This is a genomic window from Telluria sp. ZB2R32 (genome assembly GCF_059685715.1).
This window is the reverse complement of the sequence record NZ_JCASIG010000011.1, coordinates 45,142-57,785: the sequence shown is the minus strand read 5'-3', so window position 1 is coordinate 57,785 and position 12,644 is coordinate 45,142. Positions and strand designations below refer to the sequence as shown.

General features: G+C 63.2%; 11 protein-coding genes. 5 read left to right on the top strand and 6 right to left on the bottom strand.

What is annotated here, in order from left to right:
* Positions 1-2: 2 nt before the first annotated feature.
* Positions 3-905, bottom strand: coding sequence for a DMT family transporter (locus AC56LG_RS23780; RefSeq protein ID WP_497168509.1), 903 nt, complete (start codon positions 903-905; stop codon positions 3-5).
* A gap of 113 nt (positions 906-1,018) precedes the next feature.
* On the opposite strand from AC56LG_RS23780, the gene AC56LG_RS23775 reads away from it, so the two are divergent.
* The 3 genes from AC56LG_RS23775 (at position 1,019) to AC56LG_RS23765 (ending at position 2,682) form a co-directional block, all read left to right on the top strand.
* Positions 1,019-1,489 carry a MarR family winged helix-turn-helix transcriptional regulator gene (locus AC56LG_RS23775; protein ID WP_497168508.1) on the top strand — a complete coding sequence of 157 codons (471 nt, stop codon included), beginning with the start codon at positions 1,019-1,021 and terminating at the stop codon, positions 1,487-1,489.
* The gene (locus AC56LG_RS23770; protein WP_192052858.1) at positions 1,486-1,770 is read left to right on the top strand and encodes a hypothetical protein; all 285 of its coding nucleotides are present in this window, start codon (positions 1,486-1,488) and stop codon (positions 1,768-1,770) included. Before AC56LG_RS23775 ends, AC56LG_RS23770 begins: the two co-directional genes overlap by 4 nt.
* A gap of 78 nt (positions 1,771-1,848) precedes the next feature.
* Positions 1,849-2,682, top strand: a complete 834-nt coding sequence (locus tag AC56LG_RS23765) for an HDOD domain-containing protein (RefSeq protein WP_497168507.1) — start codon at positions 1,849-1,851, stop codon at positions 2,680-2,682.
* 583 nt (positions 2,683-3,265) lie between these two features.
* Here AC56LG_RS23765 and secF read toward each other — a convergent pair.
* The 3 genes from secF to yajC form a co-directional block, all read right to left on the bottom strand.
* On the bottom strand, positions 3,266-4,285 hold the full coding sequence (gene secF / locus AC56LG_RS23760) for a protein translocase subunit SecF (protein ID WP_497168506.1): 1,020 nt from the start codon (positions 4,283-4,285) through the stop codon (positions 3,266-3,268).
* A gap of 12 nt (positions 4,286-4,297) precedes the next feature.
* Positions 4,298-6,175, bottom strand: a complete 1,878-nt coding sequence (gene secD / locus AC56LG_RS23755; protein WP_497168505.1) for a protein translocase subunit SecD — start codon at positions 6,173-6,175, stop codon at positions 4,298-4,300.
* Positions 6,176-6,238: 63 nt separating this feature from the next.
* Entirely contained in the window at positions 6,239-6,571 is a 333-nt protein-coding gene (gene yajC / locus AC56LG_RS23750) for a preprotein translocase subunit YajC (protein ID WP_497168504.1), read from the bottom strand.
* 437 nt (positions 6,572-7,008) lie between these two features.
* Between yajC and AC56LG_RS23745 the strand changes: the two genes are divergently transcribed.
* On the top strand, positions 7,009-8,109 hold the full coding sequence (locus tag AC56LG_RS23745) for an NADH:flavin oxidoreductase/NADH oxidase (RefSeq protein WP_497168503.1): 1,101 nt from the start codon (positions 7,009-7,011) through the stop codon (positions 8,107-8,109).
* 151 nt (positions 8,110-8,260) lie between these two features.
* Here the strand turns inward: AC56LG_RS23745 and tgt are convergent, their stop codons facing one another.
* On the bottom strand, positions 8,261-9,400 hold the full coding sequence (tgt, locus tag AC56LG_RS23740) for a tRNA guanosine(34) transglycosylase Tgt (protein ID WP_497168502.1): 1,140 nt from the start codon (positions 9,398-9,400) through the stop codon (positions 8,261-8,263).
* Between the two features lie 5 nt (positions 9,401-9,405).
* Positions 9,406-10,431: a tRNA preQ1(34) S-adenosylmethionine ribosyltransferase-isomerase QueA gene (gene queA / locus AC56LG_RS23735; RefSeq protein ID WP_497168501.1), complete on the bottom strand. Its 1,026-nt coding sequence runs from the start codon at positions 10,429-10,431 to the stop codon at positions 9,406-9,408.
* A gap of 105 nt (positions 10,432-10,536) precedes the next feature.
* On the opposite strand from queA, the gene recG reads away from it, so the two are divergent.
* On the top strand, positions 10,537-12,597 hold the full coding sequence (gene recG, locus AC56LG_RS23730; protein ID WP_497168500.1) for an ATP-dependent DNA helicase RecG: 2,061 nt from the start codon (positions 10,537-10,539) through the stop codon (positions 12,595-12,597).
* Positions 12,598-12,644 lie beyond the last annotated feature (47 nt).

The following is a 12,644-nucleotide window of genomic DNA, read 5'->3' as shown; positions in this document are numbered from 1 at the left end:
CATCACTCGGGGGCAAGCGCGGCGGCGGGCCGCCGTTCGGAATTCCATTGGCTGACTATCATACCGGAGATCAACAGCAAACCGCCCAGCCAGCCACGCCCGGTCATGGCCTCGCCCAGCCACAGGTAGCCGAAAAAGGCGGCCGCGGCCGGCTCGAAGGCGTAGACCACGGCCGCTTCGTTGGCCGTGGTGCGCGACTGGCCCCAGGTCTGCAGCGCGATGATGGCAGCGGTGGCGACCACGCCGAGGTAAGCGAAATTCCAGCCGTGCTGGCCGATGGCGATCATGCGTTCGCCCAGCCAGGCACTGCGCGCGGCGGCTTCGCCCGGCAGCTCGCGCCCCAGCAGCCAGACCAGCGCGCACAGGGCGACGGTGCCGATCTGGGCCGCAGTGACGCCCAGCAGGCGCGTGGCGCGCCGGGTGCGCACTTCCATCACCTTGATGTAGACGCCGAAGCACAGCGCGCTCATCAGCGCGAGCGAGTCGCCGGTGCCCCAGGCGCCGCCATCCCAGCACAGGGCAGCCAGGCCGGCGATCGACATGATCAAGGCCAGCACGATGCGCCGTTCGGGCAGGCGCCCGGCCAGCACGCCGAGCAGCGGCACCACCAGCACGTTCAGGCCGCAAATGAAAGCATTGCGGTTCGAGCTGGTCAGCGCCAGGCCCTCGACCTGGAACACGAAACAGAAAAATAGTAACAAGCCGAGGATGGCGCCCGAGCGCACATCCTGCCCCCTGGCGCGCCACAGGAAGGGCGACAGGATGCACGCCGCCAGCGCGAAGCGCACCAGGATGATCCACACTGCCGAAAAGTGGCCGGTCAAATCCTTCATGGCGGGAAAGGTCGTGCCCCAGACCAGGGTGACGAGCAGCAGCGCGAGGATGCCGTGGAAGTGGCGGTGCATAAATAGCGGAATGCAGGATGACGGATCGGCAAAAACGCGTATGGTACGCGCCTCGACCGTAAAAGGCGAACGGTGAACCTTGCCGGCTGCGCGGACGGCTATAATCCCGAGTCATGGGGGAACGATATTTAAAGAGCGTCCGCTTGCTGGCCGAATGCCTGCAAGGCTTCGAGCGGTATTCGGGCGAGTCGGTGCGGCGCTACGGTTTGACGCACGCGCAATTCGACATCATCGCCACGCTTGGCAACACGGATGGCATGAGCTACAAGGAACTCGGCGAGCGTACCCTCATCACGAAGGGAACGCTGACCGGCGTCATCGAACGCCTCGAGCAAAAGGGTATCGTGCTGCGCGAGCGTAGCAGCGACGACAAGCGCTCGTTCCACGTGCGCTTGAGCGATGCCGGCGATGCCGTGTTCCGCGAGGTGTTCCCCAAGGTAATCGCCCATGGCAAGCAATTGTTTGCGCAGTACAGCGACACCGAATTCGACGAGTTGAACGGCGCCTTGACCCGGTTGCGCGAGCGCATCGGCCAGGCCGGGCGCCCTCTCCCGTTATTACCCCAACAAAAGGAAAAATCTTGAAAACGACCCTGATCGACGGCATGACGCCCGCCCATTTCGACAAACACATCATCGGCAACATCCTGCTCGACGTCGCGCCGGAAGACGAAGTGCGCCAGCACAAGATGCTGATCGGCGTGCGCAACGAGGCCGGCGACATCTATCGCCTCATCGGCGCGGCCAAGATCAACAGTTTCATGAACGCCGTCGAAGAACTGGCCGACCTCGGCCTGGTCGACGAGCTGGAAGATACCGAAGAGCCGAAGGATGGCTGCGACGCCATCTTCAGCGAGCCTGATTAAGTATAAGAGCCGTTGTAAAAGTGCCCCAGAGCAAAGTTTGCCTGGGGTACGTTAATACATCCAGAGTATAATTTTTGGATGGACAGACTCGACGCCTTTAAGAGTATCGCGGCCCAGGCCATCCGCGGCGAACTCAGCTTTCCGACGAATGTCGATGCCACGCTCAGGCTGCAACAAGCCCTGAACGACCCCGACTGCCACGCCGACGCGGCCGCCCGCCTGGTGCAGGCCGAGCCGCTGCTGGCGGCGCGCACCGTCGCCATCGCCAATTCCGTGACCTATAACCGCTCCGGCAACGACGTCACCAACGTGCGTGCCGCAGTCCAGCGCGTGGGTTTCAGAACGCTGGGCGCGCTGGCGGCCTCCGTTATCGTGCGCCAGCTGAGCAGCGAAATCGTTGACCCCGCCCTGCGCAAGCGCACCGACGCCCTGTGGCGCCACTCGGCCCACGTGGCGGCGCTGGCGCAGGTAATCGCACGCCGGGTCTCGTTTGTCGATCCGGAAACGGCAATGTTCGCCGGCATCGTGCATGAAGTCGGCGGTTTCTACATGCTGTCGCAGGCGCACTTGTATCCGGGCCTGCTCGACGGCGATGCCGACGAGTGGCTGGAACATGGCGAAGTCGCGGTCGGCCGCGGCGTGCTGCTGCGCCTGGGCGTGCCGGCGCCGGTAATGGGCGCGATCGAAGCCATGTGGAACGGCATGCGCGCCCTGCCGCCGGAAACCCTGGGCGACACTTTATTGCTGGCAAACGACCTGTCGCCGGTGGCCTCTCCCCTGCTCGAGCGGCCGGGAGCGACCACGGTGGCGGCCGCGGCATCGATCGATTTCGCGGTGGGCGACGGTACCCTCGCGCGCATCATGGAAGAGTCGGCGCACGAGGTGCAGAGTTTGACGTCGGCGTTGTTGTAAGCCCTGCTTACCGTTGGCGTCTGCAGCAAAACGTAAGGTGGGCGGATTCTCCGCCCACGCGTTCAATCAGTCCATGATCAGCCTATCCGGTATTTCATCCGATCGTTGAACGCGTGGGCGGAAGACCCGCCCACCTTACGTCCCTATGCTCATACCCACAAAAAAAATGCCCGCTCGGGAAGAGCGGGCAAAGTCCAAAACTAGGGATGTCCTGAAAGAGACAGGTCCATATTAGTTCCCGGTTCTCGCACACTCTGTGCGCCAGTTCACATTTGTGACATTTTGTTGACATATGTGTCGCAGGCTGGACGGGCAAAAAAAAACCCGCTCCGAGGGGGAGCGGGTGAAGTCCAAAACTAGGGATGTCCTGAAAGAGACAGTTTCACTATAAGGTTCGGCCCTCTTCGTTCTCTGTGCGATAACTCACACATGAGACTGAAATTCGTTATTCAGACAATTTCCCTTGTAAAAAATCGGGCTTGCGCCAGGCTTGGGCGGGGCCAGCCTGTCGAAAAAACACGCCAATAATAAAAAATGCCGCCCGATTGAAGCCGGGCGGCATTTTTTTTTAGAAGCTGGACGATCAGACGACGGCGCCGTCGGTCTCGTCCTTTTCCTTGACCGGCTTGATCAGGTCTTCACGCTTGACGCCGAACCACATCGCCAGCGCGGCGGCCACGAACACCGACGAATAGATACCGAAGCAGATACCGATCGTCAGCGCCAGGGCGAAATGGTGCAGTGACGGGCCGCCGAACAGCAGCATCGACAGCACCATCATCTGGGTCGAGGCGTGGGTGATGATGGTCCGCGAGATGGTGCTGGTGATCGCGTGGTCGATGACCTCGGTCACGCTCATCTTGCGTTGCTTGCGGAAGGTTTCGCGGATCCGGTCGAAGATGACGACCGATTCGTTGACCGAATAACCGAGCACCGCCAGGATGGCCGCCAGCACCGTCAGCGAGAATTCCCACTGGAAGAAGGCAAAGAAGCCGAGGATGATGACGACGTCGTGCAGGTTCGCCAGGATCGCGGCGACGGCGAATTTCCACTCGAAGCGCACTGCCAGGTAGATGACGACGCCGACCACGACCATGATCAGCGCGTTCAGGCCGTCAGTGGCCAGTTCGTCGCCGACCTGCGGGCCGACGAAGTCGACGCGCTGCAAGGTCACCAGTTCGGCGCCGGCTGCGTTGGCGCAGGTGGTACGCGCCACTTGCTGGCCCTTTTCGGTCACAGCGATCTGCTTCGGCGTACCGCCTTCGGATGCGCAGATGGCATTGAACGCTTCCGACGACACGGTGGCGCCGGCGGCGGTTTTCACCGGCGGCAGGCGCAGCATGATGTCCTGGGCGGTGCCGAAGCTGGCCACTTCCGGCGCCTCGTGACCGATGCTGCGCAGCGTGGCGCGGATCTTTTCCTGGTCGGCCGCATGCGGATACCGCAGTTCCATCACGGTGCCGCCGGTGAACTCGACCGAGAAGTGCAACTGCTTGGTGATCAGGAAGAACACCGCAGCCACAAACGTCAGCGCCGAGATCACGTTGAAGATCAACGCGTGGCGCATGAACGGGATGTCCCGCTTGATTTTGAAAAATTCCATGACGATTCCTAATTATTTCTTTTCAGCGGGCAGGCCCGGGGTCCAGACGGTACCCACCGACAGCTTGGTGAGCTTCTTGCCGCGGCGGCCGTACCAGAAGTTGGCGATGCCGCGCGAGACGAACACGGCCGAGAACATCGAGGTCAGGATGCCGAGCGTGTGCACCACGGCAAAGCCGCGCACCGCGCCCGAACCGAAGATCAACAATGCCAGGCCGACGATCAGGGTCGTCACGTTGGAGTCGAAAATCGTGTCCCAGGCGTGGCTGAAGCCGTTGGTGATCGCCATCTGCGGCGTGGCGCCGGCGCGCAGCTCTTCACGGATACGCTCGTTGATCAGCACGTTGGCGTCGATTGCCATACCGAGCGCCAGCGCGATGGCGGCGATACCCGGCAGGGTCAAGGTGGCTTGCAGCATCGACAGCAGGGCCAGCAGGAACATCACGTTGGCGGCCAGCGCCAGCGCGCTGAAGATACCGAACATGTGATAGTAGAGAATCATGAAGACGGCGATCGCGACGAAACCCCATACCGTCGAGTGCAGGCCGCGGCTGATGTTTTCGGCGCCCAGCTGCGGGCCGACCACGCGCTCTTCGATGAATTCCATCGGCGCCGACAGCGCGCCCGAGCGCAGCAGCAGCGCCAGTTCGTTGGCGTCTTCGATGCTGCCGATGCCGGTGATCTGGAAGGTCGAGCCGAGTTCGCCCTGAATGGTCGGGGCCGACGGCACCGTGTACTTGCCCTTCTCTTTCAGCAGGATCGCCATGCGCTTGCCGATGTTTTCGCGGGTGGCGAGACGGATCTTGCGGCCGCCGTCGCCGTTCAGGTCGAGCGACACGGCCGGCTGCTGGTTCTGGTCGAAGGTGGCGACGGCGCTCGAGATGTAGTCGCCGGTCAAAATAATGTCTTTCGACACCACGACCGGGGCGCCGCGGCCTTCGGTGAACAGTTCCGAATTGAGCGGAATGGCGGCCGACAGTTCGGTGCCCGGGGTGATGGTCGAATCGACCATGCGCATTTCGAGGGTTGCGGTGCGGCCGATGATGTCCTTGGCACGGGCCACGTCCTGTACGCCCGGCAACTGGACGACGATGCGGTCGGCGCCCTGGCGCTGGATGACCGGCTCGGTCACGCCAAGTTCGTTAATACGCTTGGACAGCGTGGTGATGTTCTGGTTCACGCCTTCTTCGACGGTGCGCTTGAGCGCTTCCGGCTTCAGGGTGACCATCAGTTTCAGGTCGGTACCGTCGGCGGCATCGGCAAAGGCCAGGTCTTGCACCTGGCTCGACAGTGCCGCGCGGGCGGCGCTGCGGGTGGCGGCATCGCGGAAGGTGACTTCCACGGTATTGCCGACGCGCTCGATACCGGCATGGCGCACGTTCTTGTCGCGCAGGATGCTGCGCACGCTCGCTTGCGTGCCTTTCATCTTGGTTTCCAGCACGGCCTTGGAATCGACTTGCAGCAGGAAGTGGACGCCGCCGCGCAGGTCGAGGCCGAGGTTCATCGGCAGCGCACGCATTTTCTGCATCCAGACCGGGGTATTCTTCACCAGGTTGACGGTGACGATGTAATCGGGGTCGGCCGGATCGCGGTTGATCTGGCGTTCGAGCGCGAGCTTGGCCTTGAACTGGGCGTCGGTGGTAGCGAAGCGCGCACGCACGGCCGTCGAATTGCCCTCGCCATCGAGGGTGACCTGGGTCGCTGGAACATTTTCGCGCTTGAGCGCGTCCGCGACCCGGGCAGTCGTCTCGCTCGTGATCTTGACCGTCGTCTTGCCGGTCGTAACCTGCAACGCTGGCGATTCGCCGAAGTAATTAGGCGCCGTGTACAGCGCGCCCAGCAGCAGCGCGACGGCGATCAGTATGTATTTCCAGACGGGATAGCGATTCATAGTGTTCCAGCGTTGGGTGTTGAGCGGCAGCGGCCCTGTTGATACGAGGGCCGCGGCGCGGGCTTACAGGGACTTGAGCGTACCCTTCGGCAGCAGCGTGGTGACTGCGTTTTTCTGCACGACCATCTCGGTGCCGGTCGCGATTTCGAGGGTGACGTAGGCGTCTTTCACCTGCACGACGCGGCCCAGGATGCCGCCGGCGGTGACGACTTCATCGCCCTTGGCCAGCGCTTCCATCATTGCTTTCATTTCTTTCTGGCGCTTTTGTTGCGGGCGGATCATCAGGAAATACATGACCACGAACATGATCAGCAGGGGCGCGAAAGTCGTCAGGTTGCCCATCAGGCCAGGATCGGCAGCGGTGGTGGTTTGCGCGTACGCGTTGGAAATGAACACAAGGACTCCGATTGTGAGATAAAAAAAACAGCGCTGTATTCTAGCACCGGCGAATCGCCAGCGGCCATTTGCGGTAGATGGGATTGACAAGAATGAATTGCAAGGTGGAAATTAGGGATATTGCGTAGGGTATGCACTCGTGCACACGCGGTCGTGCTGTGGCGGACCGCACGATATGATTGCGCTGTGCCTGATGTGCATCCGCTTCAGGCCTGCTGAACCTGTTCGACCATTACCCGCGGTACCGCATGGGCACAAGTTCCCACCCTACAAATTGGGCCCTCGGCAGCAAGCATTTCGGGCCTGTGCGAAAATCTACCCAGGCGAAACGCAGTACCGCATGCGCATGCGGCAGACCTTTCGCCCCAATTCCCTTCTTACCCGCCGCCCGGCGCGCACTTGCGCGCTGGCTGCTTATCTATCGAAAAAAGATTCCCATGTCAGCATTGTTTTCCCCGTTTACTTTAAAAGACGTTACCCTGCGCAACCGCATCGCGGTGCCGCCGATGTGCCAGTACAGCGCCACCGATGGCCTGACGAATGGGTGGCACCAGACCCACTACGAAAGCATCGCCCGCGGCGGCGCCGGCCTGGTGATCGTCGAAGCGACCGGCGTCTCGCCGGAAGGCCGCATCACCCCGGGCTGCCTCGGCCTGTGGGACGACGGGCAAGTCGCCGGCCTGGCGCGCATCGCCGCCAACATCAAGGCGGCCGGCGCCGTGCCCGGCATCCAGATCGGCCATGCCGGCCGCAAGGCCAGCGCCCAGCGTCCGTGGGAAGGCGACGACCACATTCCGACGTCCGACCCGCGCAGCTGGGAAACCCTCTCCCCGTCCGCCGTCGCCTTTGGCGCCAACCTGCCGCAAGTGCCGCGAGCGATGACGATCGCCGACATCGAGCGGGTCAAAGCCGACTTCGTGGCCGCCGCGCGCCGCGCGCTCGACGCCGGCTTCGAATGGCTCGAACTGCACTTCGCCCACGGCTACCTCGGCCAGAGCTTTTTTTCGGTGCACGCCAATCAGCGCGACGATCGCTATGGCGGCGACCTCGCCGGCCGCAGCCGCTTCCTGCTCGAAACGCTGGCGGCCGTGCGCGCCGTCTGGCCCGAGCGCTTTCCACTGACGGCGCGTTTCGGCGTGATCGAATTCGACGGGCGCGATGAAGAGACCTTATCCGAGTCGATCGAACTGACCAGGCAGTTCCGTGCGGGCGGCCTCGACATGCTCAACGTCAGCGTCGGCTTCTCGACGCCGGATGCGAGCATTCCATGGGGTTCCGGCTTCCTGGCGCCGATCGCCGAGCGCGTGAAGCGTGAGACCGGCTTGCCAGTGGCCTCGTCGTGGAACATCGATTCGCCAAAGGTGGCCGAGCAGGTCGTGCTTGATGGCCAGATGGACCTGGTGATGATCGGCCGCGCGCACCTGGGCAACCCGCATTACTCGTATGCGGCGGCCAAGGCGCTGGGCGTGGACAAGCCGTCGTGGACGCTGCCGGCGCCGTATGCGCACTGGCTGGAGCGCTATCGCTCGGCGGATTAAGAAATGAAAAGCGCGGCCGACTGGCCGCGCTTTTTTTGTGGTGGCATCATGAAGTGGTTCGACGACGAGAACGTGCGTTGAACGAATGTACAAAACGCGTGGAGTCAGGACTCCACGCGTCCAAGCGGCATCAGCGCTGCCGCGCCGCCATTTACACCCCGCGCGCCCGGTCCGCCGCGAACTTCAAACGAAACGCATTAAACCCATCCGCATCGATCGCATCGCGCATCTCCTGCATCAGGTTCAGGTAGTAGTGCAGGTTGTGAATCGTATTCAAACGCGCGCCCAAAATCTCGTTCGAGCGGTGCAGGTGGTGCAGGTACGCGCGCGAGAAATTCTTGCAGCAGTAGCAGTCGCAGGACTCGTCCAGCGGCCCCGTGTCTTCCTTGTAGCGCGCGTTCTTGATCTTGACGTCGCCAAAGCGCGTGAACAGCCAGCCGTTACGGGCGTTCCGGGTCGGCATCACGCAGTCGAACATGTCGACGCCGTTGGCCACACCGTCGACCAGGTCTTCCGGCGTACCGACGCCCATCAGGTAATGCGGCTTGTTTTCCGGCAGGCGCGGGCCGACGTGGGCCAGGATGCGCTGCATGTCTTCCTTCGGCTCGCCCACCGACAGGCCGCCGATCGCCAGGCCCGGGAAGTTGATGTCTTCCAGGCCGGCCAGCGATTCGTCGCGCAGGTGCTCGTACATGCCGCCCTGGACGATACCGAACAGCGCGTTCGGATTGCCGCCGCCGGTGAATTCATTCATCGAACGCTGGGCCCAGCGCAGCGACATGCGCATCGACTTCGCCGCTTCTTCGGCGGTCGCGGCGCGGCCGTCGATTTCATATGGCGTGCATTCGTCGAACTGCATCACGATGTCCGAGTTCAGCGCGCGCTGGATCTGCATCGACACTTCCGGCGACAGGAACTTGCGCGAACCGTCGATCGGCGACGCGAAGGTGACGCCCTCTTCCGTGATCTTGCGCATCGCGCCCAGCGAAAACACCTGGAAGCCGCCCGAGTCGGTCAAAATCGGCTTGTCCCAGCCCATGAAGCCGTGCAGGCCGCCGAACTTGTTGAACACCTCGATGCCCGGGCGCAGCCACAGGTGGAAGGTGTTACCGAGGATGATCTGCGAACCGACCGTTTTCAATTCGGTCGGGTCCATCGCCTTCACGGAACCGTAGGTTCCGACCGGCATGAAGATCGGCGTCTCGATGGTGCCGTGGTTCAGGGTGAGGCGGCCGCGGCGCGCATGCGACAGGCCGCTGGTGTCTTTTTTAAGGAGCGTAAATTCGAGCATCAGTGTTATTGGCGGGATTGGGTGGTCAACAGCATGGCGTCGCCATAACTGAAGAAACGGTATTCGTTGGCGATCGCATGGGCATAGGCCTTGCGGATCTCGGCGTAGCCGGCAAAGGCCGACACCAGCATCAGCAGCGTCGACTTCGGCAAATGGAAATTGGTGATCAGGCGCGTCACCGTCTTGAATCGGTAGCCGGGCGTGATGAACAGCGCGGTGTCGGCGCTGCCGGCCACCAGCTCGCCCGATTGGGACGCCGATTCCAGTGCGCGCAAACTGGTGGTGCCCACCGCAATCACGTCGCGTCCGGCCGCTTTGGCGGCGCGCACCGCATCGACCGTCTCCTGCGCGATCGTATACCACTCGGTATGCATGTTGTGCTGCGAAAGGTCTTCCACGCGCACGGGTTGAAACGTGCCGGCGCCGACGTGCAGGGTGACGTAGGCGAAGTTCACGCCCTTGGCTTTTAATTTGTCGAGCAGCGGCTGGTCGAAATGCAGGCCCGCGGTCGGCGCGGCGACGGCGCCCGGCTCTTTCGAGTACACGGTCTGGTAGCGCTGCTCGTCGAATTCGTCGGCGGTGTGCTCGATGTAGGGCGGCAGCGGCAGGCGGCCGTGCGCTTCGATCAGGTCGAACACGTCGCCCTCGAAGTGGAGAGTAAAAAACTCGCCGGCGCGTTCGCCGGTGGTGACCTCGAAAGCGTCGGCCAGGCGGATGCGGTTGCCGGGCTTCGGCGACTTCGAGGCGCGCACTTGCGCCAGCACCGTGCGGTTGTCCAGCACCCGTTCGACCAGCACCTCGACCTGGCCGCCGGTTTCCTTGACGCCGAAAAAGCGCGCTTTTAATACCCGCGTGTTGTTCATCACCAGCAGGTCGCCGGCTTGCAGCTGGTCGAGGATATCGGCGAAATGGCGGTCAGTGATCTGCTCGCCATCGAGCTGCAGCAGGCGCGAGGCGCTGCGGTCCGGCAGGGGCAATTGCGCGATGCGCTCGGGCGGCAAATCGAAATCGAAGTCGGAAAGCGAATACATTCTGGTCAATTCTGGGAAAATGGTACTGGCAGCCTTACAATATGGCCCCAAATGTGTACGGCGAACCCTCTATTTTACGCTGTTGCGCGCCAAACTGCTGCATCTATGCCCGCTCCCAAGACTCCCCCCGCCCCGAAAACGACACAAACGAAACTCGCCAAGCTCGGCCTGCGCAGCGACATGGACCTGATCCTGCACCTGCCGCTGCGCTACGAGGACGAGACGAAAATCGTGCCGATCCGCGAAGCCTGCCTGCGCGGCGGCCACGTGTCGCAGGTCGAGGGCATCGTCATCAAGAACGAGATCGCCCTCAAACCGCGGCGCCAGCTCCTGGTGACGATCGCCGACGACAGCGGCGAGCTGCTGCTGCGCTTCATGAACTTCTACGGCAGCCAGACCAAGCAGCTGGCCGAAGGCGTGCGCGTGCGTGCGCGGACCGAAATCAAGCACGGCTTCTTCGGCGCCGAGATGGTGCACCCGACCTATAAAGTCGTGAACGAGAATGCGCCGCTGCCGACTTCGCTCACGCCGGTGTATCCGTCGGGCGAAGGCCTCTCGCAGCCGATCCTGCGCCGCGCGATCGCCGAAGCGATGCGGCGCGTGGACTGGACCGACACGGTGCCGGCTGCGATCCGGCGCCAGATGGACCTGATGGATTTCCAGCCGGCGGTGAAGCTGCTGCACTATCCGCCGGTCGACGTCGACGAATACGCGCTGATGGAAAAATCGCACCCGGCCTGGACGCGCATGAAGTTCGACGAACTGCTGGCGCAGCAGCTGTCGCTGAAACGCGCCCAGCGCGCACGCCGCGACAAGGGCGCGCCGCACCTGCGCGCGGTCGGCAAACTGTCCGAGGGTTTTCTCGGCGCCCTGCCCTTTGCGCTTACCGGCGCCCAGCAGCGCGTGGTACAGGAAATCCGCGCCGACCTGCGCGAAGGCTATCCGATGCAGCGCCTGCTGCAGGGCGACGTCGGCAGCGGCAAGACCGTCGTTGCCGCGCTGGCCGCGGCGCAGGCAATCGACAGCGGTTACCAGGCGGCGCTGATGGCGCCGACCGAGATCCTGGCCGAGCAGCATTTCAGGAAGATCGCGGCGTGGATGGAACCGCTCGGCGTGAAAGTCGCCTGGCTGACCGGCAGCCTGAAAAAGAAGGACAAGGCGGCGGCCAACGAGATGGTCGAATCGGGCGAAGCGAGATTGGTGATCGGCACCCACGCGCTGATCCAGGACACGGTGCAGTTCGCCAACCTGGGCCTGGTGATCGTCGACGAACAGCATCGCTTCGGCGTCGGCCAGCGCCTGACCCTGCGCAACAAGGGCAGCGACGGCCTGGTGCCGCACCAGTTGATGATGTCGGCCACGCCGATCCCGCGCACGCTGGCGATGACCTACTACGCCGACCTGGAAGTGTCGGTGATCGACGAACTGCCGCCCGGGCGCACCCCGATCGTCACGCGCGCCATCGACCAGAACCGGAGAGATGAAGTCATCGAACGCGTGCATGCGGCCGTGCTCGAGGGACGGCAGGCGTACTGGGTCTGTCCGCTCATCGAAGAATCGGAAGCGCTGCAGCTGCAGACCGCCACCGAAACCTACGAGACCCTGGCCGAAGCCCTGCCCGATCTGCAGGTAGGACTGGTGCACGGGCGCATGAAGCCGGCCGAGAAACAGGCGGTGATGGATGCGTTCTCGGCGGGCGAAGTGCACGTGCTGGTGGCCACCACCGTGATCGAGGTCGGGGTCGACGTGCCGAATTCGTCGTTGATGGTGATCGAGCACGCCGAGCGTTTCGGCCTTTCGCAGCTGCACCAGCTGCGCGGGCGCGTCGGCCGCGGCTCGGCAGCCAGCGTCTGCCTGCTGCTGTATCAGAGCCCGCTCGGCCAGGTGGCCAAACAACGACTGCTGACGATGCGCGAGACTACCGACGGTTTCGAGATTGCGCGGCGAGATTTAGAGATTCGCGGACCGGGCGAGTTCCTGGGCGCGCGCCAGTCGGGTCAGGCGATGCTGCGCTTTGCCGACCTCGAGACCGACCAGTGGCTGGTCGAACATGCGCGCGACATCGCGGCCAGCCTGTTGGAGAGCGAGACCGGGCCGAACGTCGAGATCGTCGATGCGCACCTGGCGCGCTGGCTGGGTGGACGCGAGGAGTTCCTGAAGGTTTGACGCCGGCTGGCCCGTCGGGTGTGCACGGGGCGCCCACCCTACATTTG